This is a genomic window from Pseudomonas sp. RIT-562, from assembly GCF_026241895.1.
Classification (GTDB): Bacteria; Pseudomonadota; Gammaproteobacteria; order Pseudomonadales; family Pseudomonadaceae; genus Aquipseudomonas; species Aquipseudomonas mandelii_F.
Genome location: NZ_JAPJIV010000013.1, coordinates 36,896 through 53,151, shown reverse-complemented (window position 1 = coordinate 53,151; position 16,256 = coordinate 36,896). Strand labels below are relative to the sequence as shown.

Annotated in this window: 16 protein-coding genes and 1 pseudogene; 9 read left to right on the top strand and 8 right to left on the bottom strand. The window is 59.9% G+C overall.

Going from position 1 to position 16,256, the window contains the following annotated elements; translation table 11 throughout:
* Positions 1-12: 12 nt before the first annotated feature.
* From ORL50_RS16885 to metG, 6 genes and pseudogenes are all read right to left on the bottom strand, one after another.
* Positions 13-519 carry an Rnf-Nqr domain containing protein gene (locus ORL50_RS16885; protein WP_266016575.1) on the bottom strand — a complete coding sequence of 169 codons (507 nt, stop codon included), beginning with the start codon at positions 517-519 and terminating at the stop codon, positions 13-15.
* The gene (locus tag ORL50_RS16880; protein ID WP_266016574.1) at positions 516-1,124 is read right to left on the bottom strand and encodes an RnfABCDGE type electron transport complex subunit G; all 609 of its coding nucleotides are present in this window, start codon (positions 1,122-1,124) and stop codon (positions 516-518) included. Before ORL50_RS16880 ends, ORL50_RS16885 begins: the two co-directional genes overlap by 4 nt.
* A complete protein-coding gene (locus tag ORL50_RS16875; protein WP_266016573.1) occupies positions 1,121-2,113 on the bottom strand; it encodes an RnfABCDGE type electron transport complex subunit D in 993 nt (330 codons plus the stop codon). The genes ORL50_RS16880 and ORL50_RS16875 overlap by 4 nt, the downstream gene beginning before the upstream one ends.
* Positions 2,114-2,123: 10 nt before the next feature.
* Positions 2,124-2,933 (bottom strand): annotated as a pseudogene (gene rsxB / locus ORL50_RS16870) (electron transport complex subunit RsxB); the annotation flags it as partial.
* A complete protein-coding gene (locus ORL50_RS16865; protein ID WP_266016572.1) occupies positions 2,930-3,499 on the bottom strand; it encodes an Rnf-Nqr domain containing protein in 570 nt (189 codons plus the stop codon). The pseudogene rsxB and the gene ORL50_RS16865, both read right to left, overlap by 4 nt.
* A 125-nt stretch (positions 3,500-3,624) precedes the next feature.
* Complete coding sequence (metG, locus tag ORL50_RS16860; RefSeq protein ID WP_266016570.1) at positions 3,625-5,676, bottom strand: methionine--tRNA ligase; 2,052 nt, start codon at positions 5,674-5,676, stop codon at positions 3,625-3,627.
* A gap of 331 nt (positions 5,677-6,007) precedes the next feature.
* Here metG and apbC point away from each other — a divergent pair, with 331 nt between their 5' ends.
* Positions 6,008-7,102 (top strand): iron-sulfur cluster carrier protein ApbC, encoded by a 1,095-nt coding sequence (gene apbC / locus ORL50_RS16855; RefSeq protein WP_266016569.1) that lies wholly within the window; start codon positions 6,008-6,010, stop codon positions 7,100-7,102.
* Positions 7,103-7,233: 131 nt separating this feature from the next.
* Here the strand turns inward: apbC and ORL50_RS16850 are convergent, their stop codons facing one another.
* A complete protein-coding gene (locus ORL50_RS16850; RefSeq protein WP_266016568.1) occupies positions 7,234-7,992 on the bottom strand; it encodes an SDR family oxidoreductase in 759 nt (252 codons plus the stop codon).
* 163 nt (positions 7,993-8,155) lie between these two features.
* Here ORL50_RS16850 and ORL50_RS16845 point away from each other — a divergent pair, with 163 nt between their 5' ends.
* From ORL50_RS16845 to groL, 4 genes are all read left to right on the top strand, one after another.
* On the top strand, positions 8,156-8,887 hold the full coding sequence (locus tag ORL50_RS16845) for a HugZ family pyridoxamine 5'-phosphate oxidase (protein WP_266016566.1): 732 nt from the start codon (positions 8,156-8,158) through the stop codon (positions 8,885-8,887).
* Between the two features lie 66 nt (positions 8,888-8,953).
* Entirely contained in the window at positions 8,954-9,430 is a 477-nt protein-coding gene (locus tag ORL50_RS16840; RefSeq protein ID WP_045057989.1) for an FxsA family protein, read from the top strand.
* A gap of 249 nt (positions 9,431-9,679) precedes the next feature.
* Complete coding sequence (locus ORL50_RS16835; RefSeq protein ID WP_054045166.1) at positions 9,680-9,973, top strand: co-chaperone GroES; 294 nt, start codon at positions 9,680-9,682, stop codon at positions 9,971-9,973.
* Positions 9,974-10,022: 49 nt separating this feature from the next.
* Complete coding sequence (groL, locus tag ORL50_RS16830) at positions 10,023-11,666, top strand: chaperonin GroEL (RefSeq protein WP_028622852.1); 1,644 nt, start codon at positions 10,023-10,025, stop codon at positions 11,664-11,666.
* A gap of 181 nt (positions 11,667-11,847) precedes the next feature.
* Here the strand turns inward: groL and ORL50_RS16825 are convergent, their stop codons facing one another.
* Positions 11,848-12,591 carry a phosphatase PAP2 family protein gene (locus ORL50_RS16825; RefSeq protein WP_266016563.1) on the bottom strand — a complete coding sequence of 248 codons (744 nt, stop codon included), beginning with the start codon at positions 12,589-12,591 and terminating at the stop codon, positions 11,848-11,850.
* 187 nt (positions 12,592-12,778) lie between these two features.
* Here ORL50_RS16825 and colR point away from each other — a divergent pair, with 187 nt between their 5' ends.
* The 4 genes from colR to ORL50_RS16805 all read left to right on the top strand — a co-directional run bounded on the left by colR (position 12,779) and on the right by ORL50_RS16805 (position 16,255).
* Positions 12,779-13,462: a two-component system response regulator ColR gene (gene colR, locus ORL50_RS16820; RefSeq protein ID WP_266016561.1), complete on the top strand. Its 684-nt coding sequence runs from the start codon at positions 12,779-12,781 to the stop codon at positions 13,460-13,462.
* Positions 13,452-14,735, top strand: coding sequence for a sensor histidine kinase (locus tag ORL50_RS16815; protein ID WP_266016560.1), 1,284 nt, complete (start codon positions 13,452-13,454; stop codon positions 14,733-14,735). The genes colR and ORL50_RS16815 overlap by 11 nt, the downstream gene beginning before the upstream one ends.
* Before the next feature lie 133 nt (positions 14,736-14,868).
* Positions 14,869-15,537: a class I SAM-dependent methyltransferase gene (locus tag ORL50_RS16810; protein WP_266016558.1), complete on the top strand. Its 669-nt coding sequence runs from the start codon at positions 14,869-14,871 to the stop codon at positions 15,535-15,537.
* Between the two features lie 4 nt (positions 15,538-15,541).
* Complete coding sequence (locus ORL50_RS16805; RefSeq protein WP_266016557.1) at positions 15,542-16,255, top strand: lipopolysaccharide kinase InaA family protein; 714 nt, start codon at positions 15,542-15,544, stop codon at positions 16,253-16,255.
* The last annotated feature ends 1 nt before the right edge of the window (position 16,256 follow it).

Sequence of the window (16,256 nt, the reverse complement as noted above, 5' to 3'; positions counted from 1 at the left end):
TCCTCGCATGGATCAATTCGATGAGGTGGGTCGGGCCCAGGCTTGCCAGGCAGCGACTAACAGGCCCAGCAGAATGAAGCCGCCCGGCGCAAGAGTGGCCAGGCGTAATCCACTCTCGCCAAGCAATTCGCGTAATACGCCCAGGCCCACCATCAGTAAGCCAAATACTGCACCCTGAAGCAGGCGCTCACGCCATGGGCGCTGATGAAATCCGCTGTGCTCCAGCACCACGCATTGCAAGGCAATCAGTCCTGAGTACAGTCCGAGCTGCTGGTGCCATTGCAGGGCCCAGGCTTGCATGGCCAGTTGCAGGCAACTGGTCAGCGTCGCCGCCAGGAGCACTGCGGCCAAAAGGTGGCTGGCAGGTACCAGTCGGCCGCGCAGGCCTGCCATGGCCAAGCCGAATGCGCTGTTGGCTGCGACGAACATCAGCCATACGCCCAGAGCGGTTTTCCACGAGTAAGTGGCACCAATCAACGGAGTCAGCATCAGGGCGTTCAGCAAGGTGGACCGGGTCATTGGCCGTCAACTCCAATCAGTGCCTGCCGATGTTCGTCAAAATAGCTCAAGGCGTCATGCACCGCATTGATCGCCGCCCGTGAAGTGATGGTTGCACCGGCAATCTGGTCGAACTGTCCCTGATCTTTTTTCAACGCCCATCCGGTGTCGGCGGGGTCGGCTCGAGACCGGCCGGCGAAAACCTGTAGCCAGCCCTGGGGCCAGTCGGCGATGTGCGCACCGAGCCCCGGGGTTTCCGAATGCTTCAGCGCTTTTACGCCCAGCAGCCTGCCATCGGGGTTAATGGCGATCATCAGGTCGATGCTGCCCGCATAACCCAGGGTCTGGCTGCGCAGTAACAAGGCAGTGACCCGGCCGGATCGCATCGCGCGGTAGCCGCCGAGCAGGGTGCTATGGGCCAACTGGACGTCGGCGAGGCGCAGCGGTTGCTGCAATGGCTGATTGTCATAGCTGCCGGGAGCGAGCACATCGAGCAGGTGACGGCTGTCGAGCACTCGTTGCTGCTCGGCAATGCGAGGTGCAGCAGCCTGCTGCACCAGCCAGGTGATGCCCGTGCCCAAGGCAGCCAGTAACGCCAGGGTCGCAAAACTTGCGGTTCGATTCATGGCGCAAGCCTTCCCTGGCGGGACGCGACAAGTCGCTCCAGCGCGGGTACGCATAGATTCATCAGCAGCACGGCAAACGCCACCCCATCGGGATAGCCACCCCAGGTGCGGATCAGATAGATCAGTAGCCCCATACCCGCACCGAACAGCAGGCGCGCGCCAGGACTTCGGGGCCCGGACACCGGTTCGGTGGCGATGAAAAATGCACCCAGCATGCTTGCGCCGCTCAGCAGGTGAAACAGTGGTGAGCCGTTGGAATCGGAGCCCGAGCCGTTCCAACACAACAGGCTGATGACGAACAGACTCGCCAGCATTCCGACCGGCGCATGCCAGCTGAACACCCGGCGCTGCAACAAAAAGACGCCGCCGGCGAGAAAGGCCAGGTTGACCCACTCCACGCCGTGTCCGCCGTAGCGACCGAACGCCGGATTGGCTGCGAACAGCTCGTCCATCGTCAGGCTCTTGTTGATCCGCAGACTGTCCAGTGCGGTGGCTTGAGCCCAGGCATCCGGGGCTTGATCCAGGCCGAAACCGAAGACGTGGCGCATGCCGTCCAAAAACTCCATGCCATGCGAGGCCGGCCAAAGAGTCAGCTGCTGCGGGAAACTCACCATCACCAGGGCAAAACCGAGCATCGCCGGGTTGAACGGGTTGCTGCCAACACCGCCATACAGATGCTTGCCGAACAACATCGCGCAGAGGGCGGCGCTGACGGTCACCCACCATGGGCAATAGGCAGGCAAGGCCAGGGCCAGAAGGGTCGCCGTGACCAGTGCGCTGCCGTCCTGCAAGGTTGGCCACAGCGGTCGCTTGCGCAGTTGCAGCACCAGCGCTTCAGCGGCCAGCGCGCTGATGCCTGCCAGGGCCAGGTTGATCAAGACGCCCCAGCCGTACAGCCAGAACATCACTGCCATACCGGGCAGCAGCGCCAGCAACACCAGTTTCATCGCCTGCTGCAGGCGCTCATCGACCGGTTCAAGGGCTGGCATGGGCGTGCACCAGTTTCGCCAAGGCCTGTTCGGCGGCTTCGAACTGCTGCTGCAGTACGATCAACTGCGATTGTTGATCAAAGGTTGGGGGATGCCCGAACGCCTTGAGTGATTTGTTCAGTTGCGCGCGACTCATGGCCACTTCGATCTTGGCCTTTTTCAACGCCGCATCAGCGCCTGCGGCCTTCTGCGCGCGAACCCGCTCGAGCGCGGCCTGTACCGGGTTCTGCGCCACCTCATTCGCCTGGGGCTCGGCCCGTTTTGCCCGGGCCAGGCGCTCGGCGACTCGCTGCTGTTCCTCGCGATGCAATCGCGCGTTGCGCTGTTCGAAGCGGCTGCGAGCGTGGTTGCGTTTGGCGGCTCGCAGGCGGTGTTCTTCGAGACTGATGGCCAGCCCACCGACGACCGGCACGACAGTTGCCACGGGCAACGGCCGCATCTCGATGCAGTCCACCGGGCAGGGCGCCACGCAGAGGTCACAGCCGGTGCACTCATCGATGATCACGCTGTGCATCAATTTCGCCGCACCGACAATCGCGTCCACAGGGCACGCTTGGATGCACTTGGTGCAACCAATGCACTCGGCTTCCCGGATGTAGGCGATTTGCGCCGGCGCCGAGCCGCGGCTGACGTCCAGCTCCAGCACGGGAACCTTCAGTAGCTCAGCGAGCGCGGCAATAGTTTCCTCGCCACCGGGGGGGCATTTGTTGATCGGCTCGCCGGCAACTATGCCTTCGGCGTAGGGTTTGCATCCTGGATGGCCGCACTTGCCGCATTGGGTTTGCGGCAGGAGGGCGTCGATGCGTTGAATCAGACTCATGTTTTGATCAGTCCGCTAAATCCGAGAAAAGCCACTGCAATCAGTCCGGCGCTGATCAGATCGATCGGCAGGCCGCGAAAGGGCAGGGGGACATCGTTATCAAGTGTCCGTTGGCGCAAGTCGCTGAACAGGCTAAGCACCAGCCAGAAGCCCAGACCTGCGCCGAGGCTCAGAGCAGTAGCGCGCAAAATCCCCTGGTCGTCTCGCGCGTTGATCAGCATCAGGCCAAGCACGGCGGCGTTGCCCAGTATCAATGGCCAAAGCCGGTCGAAGGAAAGCTGCGGTAGTGCAGCAGACAGCAGCTTCAACAATGGATTGATCAACAACACACTCAGCGGCAGGAATACCAACAGTTCCAGCGAGGTCAGGTGCAGGGGCACCAGCAGCCACAGATGGAGCGCATGAGCGAGTAAGCCGGCGACCAGCATCAGGCAGGTCGTAGCAATCCCCAGTGCGTGTACCTGGCGGCGCTCGGCTGCCAATAGCGGATCGACGCCCAGCGGCCAATGCAACACGAAATTGTTGATCAGGGCTGCGCTGACAAGCGTAAGAATAATCTCGGTCATGATCGTCCGATGTTACAGGCAGCTGAACATCTGCATAGGAGCGGCCAGCATTGATTATGGGCCAGACATGAAAATCCCACAGGCATGCCAGGCACGACTGTGGGATCGGTCGAGCAAATCGAAGCCTACTTGATGCGCTGACCCGGCTTGGCGCCGCTGTCCGGGCTGAGCAGATAGATTTCTTCGCCGCCAGGACCGGCCGCCATCACCATGCCTTCGGAGATGCCAAACTTCATTTTACGTGGCTTGAGGTTGGCGATCATCATGGTCAGGCGACCATTGAGCTTGGACGGGTCCGGATAAGCGCTCTTGATCCCGGAGAACACATTGCGTTGCTCATCACCGATGTCCAGGGTCAGGCGCAGCAGTTTGTCGGCACCCTCCACGGCTTCAGCCTTGAGGATCAGCGCGACTCGCAGGTCGACTGCGGCAAACGCATCGAACTCGATCTCCGGCGACAACGGATCCTTGGCCAGCTCGCCATTGCCGGTCGGTGCCGCTGCGCCGGTGTCGGTTGCGCTGGCGGTCAGGTCTTCTTTCGAAGCGTCGGTCATGGCTTGGACTTTCACCGGGTCGATGCGAGTCATCAATGGCTTGAACTCGTTCAACTGGTGATTGCTCAGCAGGGTGGCGTGATCATTCCAGGTCAGCGGAGCGACGTTCAGGAACGCCTCGGCGTCGGCGGCCAGCAACGGCAGGACCGGCTTGAGGAAGATCACCAGCTGGCGGAACAGGTTGATACCCAGGGCGCAGATGGCCTGCACTTCGTCCTGCTTGCCTTCCTGCTTGTTCAGCGACCACGGTGCCTTGTCGGCGATCCAGGCGTTGGCGCGGTCGGCCAGGCCCATGATCTCGCGCATGGCCCGGGCAAAGTCGCGAGCCTCGTACGCTTCGGCGATGCTGGGTGCGGCGGCCAGGAAGGCGTCGGTGAGTTCTGGCGCGGCATTACCCGCCACCAGCACACCGGCATTGCCTTTCTGGATGAAGCCGGCGCAACGACTGGCGATGTTGACGACTTTGCCCACCAGGTCGGAGTTGACCTTCTGCACGAAGTCTTCGAGATTCAGGTCCAGGTCATCGACGCCACGGCCCAGCTTGGCCGCGTAGTAGTAACGCAGGTATTCCGGCGACAGGTGGTCCAGGTAGGTCCGGGCCTTGACGAACGTTCCACGGGACTTGGACATTTTCTGACCATTGACGGTCAGGTAGCCGTGCACGTTGATGCCGGTCGGCTTACGCAGACCCGCACCTTCAAGCATTGCTGGCCAGAACAGGGCGTGGAAGTTGACGATGTCCTTGCCGATGAAGTGGTAAAGCTCGGCGGTGGAGTCCTTGGCCCAGAACGCGTCGAAGTCCAGGTCTGGACGACGGGCGCAAAGGTTCTTGAAGCTGGCCATATAACCGATTGGCGCGTCCAGCCAGACGTAGAAGTATTTGCCTGGCTCGCCCGGGATTTCGAAGCCGAAATACGGCGCGTCGCGGGAGATATCCCACTGTTGCAGGCCGGCATCCAGCCATTCGGCGATCTTGTTGGCCACGGCGTCTTGCAGGGTGCCGCTGCGGGTCCAGGCCTGGAGCATTTCCTGGAAGTCCGGCAGCTTGAAGAAGAAGTGCTGGGAATCCTTGAGCACCGGAGTGGCGCCAGAGATCGCCGACTTCGGATCCTTCAGGTCGGTCGGCGCGTAGGTCGCACCGCATTTTTCGCAGTTGTCGCCGTACTGGTCTTCAGTGCCGCACTTCGGGCAGGTGCCCTTGATGAAGCGGTCGGCCAGGAACATTTTCTTTTCCGGGTCGAAGTACTGAGTGATCGAGCGCTGGGCGATGTGCCCGGCGTCGCGCAGCTTCAGGTAGATCTGGCTCGACAGCTCACGGTTTTCTTCGGCGTGAGTGGAGTGGAAATTGTCGAAATCGACCAGGAACTCGGCAAAGTCGGCGCTGTGTTCAGCCTGGACGTTGGCGATCAGTTGTTCCGGGGTGATGCCTTCCTTTTCCGCGCGCAACATGATCGCCGAACCGTGGGCGTCGTCGGCGCAGACATAGATGCATTGATTGCCGCGGTGCTTCTGGAAGCGCACCCACATGTCGGTCTGGATATATTCCAGCATGTGGCCAAGATGGATCGAACCATTGGCATAGGGCAGGGCGCTGGTGACGAGGATCTTGCGTGGCTCGGACATGGGGCTCGGCTACTTGATGAAACGGAGGTCGGCCACTATAAAGCGCTGGCGCAGATTTTTCACCCCCGCTACCGGTCACTGCGGACCTTTGTAGCAGCTGGCGAAGCCTGCGTTCGGCGGCGAAGCCGTCGTGAATCCTGGCAACTCGGACTACCTGAACACCGCAGTGTCTTGTTTTACGACGGCTTCGCCGCCGAACGCAGGCTTCGCCAGCTGCTACACAGATCGCGAGTTCAACAGGTTGCTTGTCACATCCTGAAAGCATGCCGTCCGGCCTGTAGAACAGGTACGATACCCGCCTGTTTTTCCTGTCCTGTTATCGGAGTTGCCCATGAGCGCCGTCAATCGCGCAGCGGTGGAAGCCGTCCTTCGCCAATACACCGACCCTTATTTGAATCAGGACCCGGTCAGCGCCGGGTGCGTGCGCAACATTGATATCCAGGGTGATCGCGTCAGCGTGCGGCTGGAACTGGGCTATGCCGCCGGTCTGTTCAAGAGCGGCTGGTCGCAGATGCTGCAGATGGCTATCGAAGGTCTCGACGGAGTCACCAGTGCCCGCGTTGACATCACCAGCGTGATCGCCGCGCACAAAGCCCAGGCGCAAATTCCAGGCCTGGCCAACGTGAAGAACGTAGTTGCCGTAGCCTCTGGCAAAGGCGGCGTAGGCAAATCCACCACCGCCGCCAACCTGGCGCTGGCGCTGGCGCGTGAAGGCGCCAAGGTCGGGATTCTGGACGCGGACATCTATGGTCCGAGCCAGGGCATCATGTTCGGTATTGCTGAAGGCACTCGCCCAAAGGTCAAGGATCAGAAGTGGTTCGTGCCGATCGAGTCCCATGGCGTTGAAGTGATGTCCATGGCGTTCCTCACCGACGACAACACGCCGATGGTCTGGCGCGGCCCTATGGTGTCCGGGGCGCTGTTGCAGCTGGTGACTCAAACCGCCTGGGGCGACCTGGATTACCTGGTGATCGACATGCCTCCAGGCACTGGCGACATCCAGTTGACCCTGGCGCAGAAAGTCCCGGTGGCCGGTGCCGTGATCGTCACCACGCCACAGGACCTGGCTTTGCTGGACGCGCGCAAAGGCGTGGAGATGTTCCGCAAGGTCAACATCCCGGTGCTGGGTGTCGTGGAAAACATGGCCGTGCACATCTGCTCCAACTGCGGACATGCCGAGCATCTGTTCGGTGAAGGCGGCGGGGTGAAACTGGCGACGCAGTACGGGGTGGAATTGCTCGCCTCTCTGCCGCTCGCCATGGCCATCCGCGAGCAGGCGGATGGCGGCAAGCCTACGGTGATCGCCGAGCCGGACAGCCCGATTGCGCTGGTGTATCAGGAACTGGCCCGCCACGTCGGCGCGCGCATCGTACTGCAGGAAGCGGCATCTCCGGCGATGCCGAACATCACCATCAGCGACGATTAACCCGCTGATCAAATGCGGTCCCCCTGTAGGAGTGAGCCTGCTCGCGATAACGGTTTAACAGTCACCATCAAGGGTGAATGTTAAGCCCCCATCGCGAGCAGGCTCACTCCTACAGTGGTTTTAGGGTGGCCTTAGATCCGCAACCCGCCATCCATCTCCAGAATCCGCCCGGTGTAGTAGTCGTTCTCGAAGATGTAAGCCGCCGAGTGGGCTATCTCCTCGGGCTTGCCCATACGCTTGAGCGGAATTCCCGAAGTCATTTTCTCCAGCGCCTCTGGCTTCATGCCCAGGGTCATCTCGGTTTCGATGAAGCCCGGCGCAATACCCGCCACTCGAATACCGTAACGCGCCAGTTCCTTGGCCCAGGTCACGGTGGCCGCAGCCACGCCAGCCTTGGCAGCGGAGTAGTTGGTCTGACCCACATTGCCGGCACGGGAAATCGAGGAAATATTGATAATCGCACCGCTGTTTTTCAGCTCGACCATCTTCGCCGCAACCTCTCGGGTGCACAGGAACACACCGGTCAGGTTCACATCGATGACTGCCTGCCACTGGGCCAGGCTCATCTTGGTCATTTCGCCGTCCTTGACCTTGAGCAGCAGGCCATCGCGCAGGATCCCGGCGTTGTTGATCAGGCCATGGATTGCGCCGAAATCCTCGGCCACTTGGGCGACCATGTGCGTCACCTGTTCTTCATTGGCGACGTTGCACAGGTACGCGCGCGCGTCGACACCCTTGGCCTTACACGCGGCAACGGCGTCGTCGAGTTTTTCCTGATTGAGGTCGACCAGCGCCAGCTTCGCGCCCTTGCCGGCGAAATACTCGGCCATCGAGCGGCCTAAACCCTGGCAACCGCCAGTGATAATGATTACTTTGTCAGTGAGTTGCATTCGCATGCCCTGGTCGCAGTTTGAGTGGTCATCCTTCTAGAGAGCCGCTCTTATCTGCACCGGTCGTGAACGCGTTGCACATGAGAATTGCCCGATGGCGACTGGAAACTATCCCCAGTCGCCCGTCCGTTTTTTCGACGGATTCTATATAAGGAGTCATAAATTGAGCGTTGAAGCGGCCAAGAATGCCCGAGAATTGCTTCTCAAGGAATACCGTGGGGTGCTGTCGACCCACTCCAAGGCCATGCCCGGTTTCCCGTTCGGTTCAGTCGTCCCGTACTGCCTGGACGAGCAGGGCCGACCGCTGATACTGATCAGCCGCATCGCCCAGCACACCCACAACCTGCAGAAAGATCCGAAATGTTCGCTGTTCGTGGGCGAGCGTGGCGCCGAGGACGTGCAAGCAGTCGGCCGCCTGACCTATCTCGCTGAAGCCGAAAAGCTGGAAGAATCTCCGGCCATCGAGGCTGCCGCAGAGCGGTACTACCGCTACTTCCCGGATTCGCAGAATTATCACAAGGCGCATGATTTCGACTTCTGGGTGCTTAAACCCGTGCGTCATCGCTACATCGGCGGGTTTGGGGCGATTCACTGGGTCGATCAACTGACCCTGGCCAACCCCTTTGCCGGCAAGGCCGAAGTGAGCATGGTCGAGCACATGAATGCCGATCACGGCAAAGCCATCGCCCACTATGTCGAACTGGCCGGGCTGCCGAAAACCGAGCCTGCCGTGCTGGCCGGTATCGATACCGAAGGCATGCACCTGCGTATCGGTCAGAGCCTGTACTGGTTGCCGTTCCAGGCGCCATGTAATACGCCGACACAAGTGCGCGAAGCCTTGGTTTTCCTGGCTCACGCCGAGCATTGGCCAAAAAATGCAGTAGCCAGCGCTTGAATTCACGAAATGGCGACGTCATCTAGGGATTACTGGCAAGGCATTCTTGCGTTGAGGAACCATTTGATGCGCCCTTTTTTATTGCTCTTTGTACTGTTTCCGGTGTTGGAGCTGTTCGTATTCGTCAAGGTGAGTGGGGCGATCGGGTTTTTCCCGGCCCTGCTCCTGGTAATTCTCGGCTCGATGCTCGGCGTGTTTGTGCTGCGTATCGCCGGGTTGGCCACTGCGTTGCGTGCTCGTGAAAGCCTGAATCGCGGCGAACTGCCCGCCCAGACCATGCTTGAAGGCCTGATGCTAGCCCTGGCGGGTGGCCTGTTGATCCTGCCGGGTTTTGTCACCGACGTGCTGGGCCTGATCATGTTGCTGCCGATCTCCCGTCGACTGCTGGCCAACAAAATGCGCCAGCGTGCCGAAGAAGCGGCGATTCGTCAGCGTGCATTCGCCGACGACCTGCAGCCTCGGGGCGGTCCCGCTCCGCGGCAACCGCTGGGGCGTGAGCCCGATGTGATCGAAGGTGAGTTCGAACACCGAGACTCCAAGTAACACTTTTCCACGTCACGGCACCCTCGGGTGCCGTGATCGTTTGCGGGTCATCCAGCTAAAAATTTTTCGATGGCCGCCCTTGTAATAAGCTTATGCGCCCTTATGTAACGGTCACCGCAAGGTTTCTGGCGATCACGCCAGACAGACTTCCGCGTCACGCTCGTCGAGACGCACCCGGCACCGCCGGATTTTGTTAAACCCGCCGGGACTACACCGGCCGATGAAAACCACAATTAGGAGAGATCGACAATGAAGCTTCGTCCTCTGCATGACCGCGTCGTCATCCGTCGCAGCGAAGAAGAAAAGAAAACCGCTGGCGGTATCGTCCTGCCAGGTTCGGCTGCTGAAAAAGCCAACAGCGGCGAGATCCTCGCTGTCGGCACCGGCCGCGTGCTGGAAAACGGTGAAGTGCGTGCACTGGCCGTAAAAGTGGGTGACAAGGTTGTGTTCGGCCCGTACTCCGGCAGCAACACTGTGAAAGTTGACGGCGAAGACCTGCTGGTAATGGCTGAGAACGAGATTCTCGCTGTTATCGAAGGCTGATTTCCCGCTCATTTTCCCGCTACTACAAAGTATTTAAGGAATATCGATCATGGCTGCTAAAGAAGTTAAATTCGGCGATTCCGCCCGCAAGAAAATGCTCGCCGGTGTAAACGTCCTGGCTGACGCAGTAAAAGCGACCCTGGGCCCTAAAGGCCGTAACGTGATCATCGAGAAGAGCTTCGGCGCTCCGACCATCACCAAGGACGGCGTTTCCGTCGCTAAAGAAATCGAGCTGAAAGATCGCTTCGAAAACATGGGCGCGCAGCTGGTCAAAGACGTTGCCTCCCGTGCCAACGATGACGCAGGCGACGGCACCACCACCGCTACCGTTCTGGCTCAGTCGATCGTCAACGAAGGCCTGAAAGCCGTCGCTGCCGGCATGAACCCGATGGACCTGAAGCGCGGCATCGACAAAGCGACCATCGCTATCGTCAAAGAGCTCAAAGCCCTGTCCAAGCCTTGCGCTGACACCAAGGCCATTGCTCAGGTCGGCACCATCTCGGCCAACTCCGACAGCTCCATCGGCGACATCATTGCCGAAGCCATGGAAAAAGTCGGTAAAGAAGGCGTGATCACCGTTGAAGAAGGCTCGGGCCTGGAAAACGAACTGTCGGTTGTTGAAGGCATGCAGTTCGACCGTGGCTACCTGTCCCCGTACTTCGTCAACAAGCCAGAGACCATGACTGCCGAGCTGGACGGTCCGCTGATCCTGCTGGTCGACAAAAAGATCTCGAACATCCGCGAAATGTTGCCAGTACTGGAAGCCGTTGCCAAAGCCGGCCGTCCACTGCTGATCGTGGCCGAAGACGTTGAAGGCGAAGCCCTGGCGACTCTGGTTGTGAACAACATGCGTGGCATCGTTAAAGTCGCAGCCGTCAAGGCTCCAGGCTTCGGCGACCGTCGCAAGGCCATGCTGCAGGACATCGCTGTCCTGACTGGCGGTACCGTTATCTCCGAAGAGATCGGTCTGAGCCTGGAAAGCACTACCCTGGAACACCTGGGTAATGCCAAGCGCGTGATCCTGTCGAAAGAAAACACCACCGTGATCGACGGCGCTGGCGTTGAGACTGATATCCAGGCTCGCGTTCTGCAGATTCGTCAGCAAGTGGCCGACACTTCGTCCGACTACGACCGTGAAAAACTGCAAGAGCGTCTGGCCAAGCTGTCCGGCGGCGTTGCAGTGATCAAGGTTGGCGCTGGTTCCGAAGTAGAAATGAAAGAGAAGAAAGCCCGCGTTGAAGACGCCCTGCACGCTACCCGTGCAGCCGTTGAAGAAGGCGTGGTACCTGGCGGTGGCGTGGCACTGGTTCGCGCTCTGCAGGCTATCTCCGAACTGAAAGGCGACAACGCTGATCAGGACGTTGGTATCCAGTTGCTGCGTCGCGCTGTTGAAGCGCCACTGCGCCAGATCGTTGCCAACTCCGGCGACGAGCCAAGCGTAGTAGTCGACAAGGTCAAGCAGGGTTCGGGTAACTACGGTTACAACGCTGCTACCGGCGAATACGGCGACATGATCGAAATGGGTATCCTCGACCCGGCTAAAGTGACTCGTTCGGCGCTTCAGGCAGCGGCTTCCATTGCCAGCCTGATGATCACCACCGAAGCCATGATCGCCGAGATCAAGGACGACGCTCCAGCTGGCGGCGGCATGCCAGACATGGGCGGTATGGGCGGCATGGGCGGCATGATGTAAGCCAGCCTTAACCCCGTACAAGCTACACCTGTAAAAAACCCCGCCTGCGTAAAGCAGGCGGGGTTTTTTATTGGCTGTTACAAAACATCAAAGTCAAAAGATCGCAGCCTTCGGCAGCTCCTACAGAAATACGCGATCACCCTGTAGGAGCTGCCGAAGGCTGCGATCTTTTGATCTTCCGTCAGGCGCCGACCGGTTCGGCCTTGCCAGCAGCTTCAACCTCTGAACCCGGCCGATACAGAATGTAGTAATAAGCCCCCAGACATATCAGCCAGCAGAAAATCGCCGTCCACACGTTATGCGAAAAAAAGTGTGCGCCCTGCATCATCCGGCTCACCGAGAACACCGTGCCCAAGCCAAAGGCGAACACAAACGCCTGCCGCGCCAGGCGCGGGCGACGATCACGCAACACGAAATACAAGGCGAAGAGCGTGAACCCGGTGGCCGCATGCCCACCCGGCCAGCAGCGGCCAGGCTTGGCCGTGGCAGGTCGCGGGCTGAGCAGTTCGCTGTAGGTCTCATGCCCGCCAAATTGCTCCAGGCTCCAGGGGCACTGCACGGCGGTGACCGCTTTCATGGGCGTTACAAAGGAAGTTGCCAGCGCTAGTGAGAGCACCAGGCAGCCTAATTCGCGCTTGAATGGCTTCAGCCTTTCCATGAAAAACGTTGCGATGAACGCCGCTATCGCCAACAGCGAAAAGCCGATGACAACCTGCTTGGCGCGGTCATGCAGGATGTTCTCCAGCCAATAGCTGTGACGCCCGATGAATCCCCCCGCCAGCGGATCATAAAACAACTTGGCGAGGTCCATATCCAACGTTGTCAGTTCGAGCAACACCAGGACGATTGCCGCAATGGCGGGTACTCCCAGGCACACCCAGAAGTTGAGCGGGCGTGATGCGGGGCGAACGGAGGTATTCACCATGGCGATTCCTTGGTCGATGAATGTGTGGGCAGCGCTGTGGCGCGGAGTCTGGGCTCGTTGTCGTGAGCCGCGCGTGAATCACCGGTGAAAAACTTGTCAACGCCGCTGCCTGCAAGCAACCCTAGCCGCGAGCCGCGCTTGGCCTTAAGCTGCGCGGGCCATGACGGCTGTGTACGGAGGAGTGCCCATGCGAATTCTATTGGTTGAAGACAACCGCGATATCCTCGCTAATCTGGCCGATTACCTGGGGCTCAAGGGCTACACCGTGGATTGCGCGCAGGACGGCTTGTCCGGGCTGCACCTGGCGGCCACCGAGCACTACGACCTGATTGTGCTCGACATCATGTTGCCCGGCATCGACGGCTACACCCTGTGCAAACGGCTGCGTGAAGATGCGCGCCGCGACACCCCGGTGATCATGCTGACCGCCCGCGACCAACTGGACGACCGGCTGCAGGGCTTCAAGTCCGGCGCCGATGATTACCTGATCAAACCCTTTGCCCTGTCTGAACTCGCCGCACGGATTGAAGCCGTGATGCGCCGGGCCCAGGGCGGTGGACGTCGGGCGCTGCAGGTCGGTGATTTGCAGTATGACCTCGATACGCTGGAGGTCACTCGAGAAGGGCGCCTGCTCAAGCTCAACCCAGTGGGCCTGAAATTGCTCGCGGTGCTGATGCAAAAGAGCCCCCACGTATTGCGTCGCGAAATCCTCGAAGAGGCGTTGTGGGGTGATGATTGCCCGGACAGCGACAGCCTGCGCAGTCATGTCCACCAGTTGCGCCAGGTGATCGACAAACCGTTCGCCAAACCCCTGCTGCAAACGGTGCACGGTGTCGGTTATCGCCTGGCCGAGGGTCGAGATGGAGTTTAGACAGAGCCTCGCTCAACGGATCATCATCGCCTTTGCGTTGATGAGCGCGCTGGTAGCAGGCGCCTTTGCCATGGGCATCGTCGCGACTGTGCACCTGGTGGAGGAAAAACTGATTTCCGCAGGACTCGGTGGTGACCTGCAACGCCTGCTGCTGATGGACAGCGTGTCGGACTGGAGCCATCGACCGGAGCCGGACCAGTTGTTCTACTTCAGCGGCGGCCCGGGTGATTTCGACGTGCCCAAGGACCTGCGCCACCTGGAGCCGGGGTTTCACGAAGTGTTTCGCGAGCAGTTGTCCTATCACGCCATGGTCGAAGTCGTCGACGGCCGGCGGTATGTGCTGCTGCAGGACCAGAGCGATTTCGAAGAACGTGAACGCGTGCTGTTTGCCGTCGTGCTGGTGGGCTTTGTCCTGAGCCTGGCACTGGCGGTATTTCTGGGCTGGGTGCTCGCGCGCAAGGTCATGGCGCCGGTAGTGCGCCTGGCCCGACAAGTTCGCCACCGCGATCAACTGCTGGGCCTTGCGCCGCCGCTCGCACCGGACTACGCCGCAGACGAGGTGGGCGAGCTGGCGGTGGCATTCGACGCCACCCTCGGGCGCCTGCGCCAGGCGCTGACCCGGGAGCGGTTATTCACCAGTGATGTCAGTCACGAGCTGCGCACGCCCTTGATGGTGCTGGCCAGCTCCTGTGAACTATTGCTGGAAAACCCCGGTATCGATCAGCGCGGTCGCGCGCAGGTCGAGCGCATCGCCCGTGCCTGCGAGGAAATGCGCGAGCTGGTGCAAACCTTCCTGGTGCTGGCTCGCGCGCAACGGGAGGATGCCGGGATGGCGCCGCAGCAAAACCTCTGCGAAGTCGCGGACGGGTTACTTAACCAGTGGCGCGAACCGATCGAGAATAAAGGGCTGGAGCTGATCTTTGTGCAGGGCACACCGGCCAGCACTCGCTACAACGCGACGCTCCTGCAAGCGGTGATGGGTAACTTGCTGCGTAATGCCCTGCATTACACCGAGCATGGGTTCATCCGTCTGACGTTGACCGCCACGGGTTTCCTGGTGGAAGACAGCGGGGTAGGGATTCCCGAGGAGAAGCGCGAAGCGATGTTCGAGCCGTTCGTGCGCGGCACCGAGAAACGTGGAGAAGGCCTGGGCCTGGGCCTTTCCCTGGTGCAAAGGATTTGCGAGAACCAGGGCTGGAGTGTCAGCCTGACTAACATGGAACCCAACGGCTGCCGATTCGAGGTAGAGCTGCGTCCGGTGGATGTAGGCTGACTCACCAACAAGCCCCCTGTAAAACCCTGAAATACTTCGGGGTTTTACATTACAAATCTTTCACAAAGTCATGACCTGACGCTGACACGGCCTTACCTAAGGTGGTCGGCATCAGCCGTTAGGAGACTTGGTGATGGACAGTCCGATCAAACTCGATTTTTCCAAAAAGTATGACGATCAACATGCTTTAAGATACCTTCAGAAACATAAGAACGGTTTAGGTCGCCGCCTGTCTCATTGGCGGGACGTCCAGCTGGCGCGTAAAGCGCTGACTGTGGCGGGTGAACCCGGACTGGTCCTTGATCTGCCCTGTGGTGCCGGCCGTTTCTGGCCCTTGCTGGCCGAGAAAAGCAATCGAGCCATTATCGGAGCCGACAACTCCGAGTCGATGCTCAAGGTCGCCATGCAAGCGCAACCTGCGCAAGTAGTGAAAAGGGTACAACCCTTGCACACGTCTGCATTCGACATTGCCTTACCCGATAACGCCGTCGACAGCATTTTTTGCATGCGCCTGCTGCACCACATCGGTGAGGCCGAGCATCGATTGGCGATTTTGCGTGAATTTGAGCGAGTCACCCGTGACAGCGTAATCATTTCGCTGTGGGTGGACGGCAATTTCAAGGCGTGGAAACGCAAGCGCTCGGAACGCACTCGTGGGCAGGAAGGTTACCAGAACCGTTTTGTGTTACCGGCTGTTACGGTCGAGAAAGAGTTTGAGCAAGCCGGTTTCCGCATTCAGGAACGACTGGATTTTTTACCGCTCTATGCCATGTGGCGAGTTTACGTATTACGCAAGAGGTAACAGGATGGCAGTGCAATGTGCACCAGGAGCGGACGTCGATGCCGAAGATCGGTTCGACTATTTCTGGAATCAGCGCGGTGAATGGGTAGAAGAACCCAATGTGCGTCGCGGTGGCGAAAGTGGCGTGCAGCGGATCAGGGGCGACGACGGGCAATTGTTGTATGCCAAGCGTCAGACCGGACACATCTATCGCAGCTGGTTGCATCCGTTTGGCCGCCCGACAGTGTTGCGCGAGCTCGATGCATTGACCGGTCTGCACAAGATCGGCGTGCGGGTTCCGCAAATCGTCTTCTGCGGCGCCCGACGCGACCCCGTTCACAAGTGGCGTGCATTGCTGGTCACCAAGTCGCTGGACGGGTTCGAGGAAATCGAACACTGGTACGCCGGCGGTGGCCGTGAGCGCCATGGCGAGGTCGTCCATGAGCGCGTTTTGAAGGATCTGGCAGATAACCTGGCGCGCATGCACAAAGGCCGCTGGCAGCACAGTTGCATTTACATCAAGCACGTATTTGTGCGAGTTACGGGCGAAGGCGAGGCGGCCACGGTCGAGGTCGCTTTGATCGACCTTGAGAAGTGCCGACAGCGTCTGACCGCCCGTCAGGCGGCTGCCCATGACATGAAGCAATTGCGTCGCCATTCGTCGTTCAGCACGGCGGACTGGCAGAAACTCGTCTATTTTTATGAGACGGCGTTTGGCAGCGCTATCAAGGGTTTATAGC

Coding starts and splice junctions, on each gene's coding strand:
- ORL50_RS16810 (WP_266016558.1), top strand. CDS start 14,869: ATGGACAGTCCGATCAAACTCGATTTTTCCAAAAAGTATGACGATCAA.
- groL (WP_028622852.1), top strand. CDS start 10,023: ATGGCTGCTAAAGAAGTTAAATTCGGCGATTCCGCCCGCAAGAAAATG.
- ORL50_RS16885 (WP_266016575.1), bottom strand. CDS start 519: ATGACCCGGTCCACCTTGCTGAACGCCCTGATGCTGACTCCGTTGATT.
- apbC (WP_266016569.1), top strand. CDS start 6,008: ATGAGCGCCGTCAATCGCGCAGCGGTGGAAGCCGTCCTTCGCCAATAC.
- ORL50_RS16815 (WP_266016560.1), top strand. CDS start 13,452: ATGGAGTTTAGACAGAGCCTCGCTCAACGGATCATCATCGCCTTTGCG.
- ORL50_RS16865 (WP_266016572.1), bottom strand. CDS start 3,499: ATGACCGAGATTATTCTTACGCTTGTCAGCGCAGCCCTGATCAACAAT.
- ORL50_RS16805 (WP_266016557.1), top strand. CDS start 15,542: ATGGCAGTGCAATGTGCACCAGGAGCGGACGTCGATGCCGAAGATCGG.
- ORL50_RS16850 (WP_266016568.1), bottom strand. CDS start 7,992: ATGCAACTCACTGACAAAGTAATCATTATCACTGGCGGTTGCCAGGGT.
- ORL50_RS16875 (WP_266016573.1), bottom strand. CDS start 2,113: ATGCCAGCCCTTGAACCGGTCGATGAGCGCCTGCAGCAGGCGATGAAA.
- colR (WP_266016561.1), top strand. CDS start 12,779: ATGCGAATTCTATTGGTTGAAGACAACCGCGATATCCTCGCTAATCTG.
- metG (WP_266016570.1), bottom strand. CDS start 5,676: ATGTCCGAGCCACGCAAGATCCTCGTCACCAGCGCCCTGCCCTATGCC.
- ORL50_RS16880 (WP_266016574.1), bottom strand. CDS start 1,124: ATGAATCGAACCGCAAGTTTTGCGACCCTGGCGTTACTGGCTGCCTTG.
- ORL50_RS16825 (WP_266016563.1), bottom strand. CDS start 12,591: ATGGTGAATACCTCCGTTCGCCCCGCATCACGCCCGCTCAACTTCTGG.
- ORL50_RS16835 (WP_054045166.1), top strand. CDS start 9,680: ATGAAGCTTCGTCCTCTGCATGACCGCGTCGTCATCCGTCGCAGCGAA.
- ORL50_RS16840 (WP_045057989.1), top strand. CDS start 8,954: ATGCGCCCTTTTTTATTGCTCTTTGTACTGTTTCCGGTGTTGGAGCTG.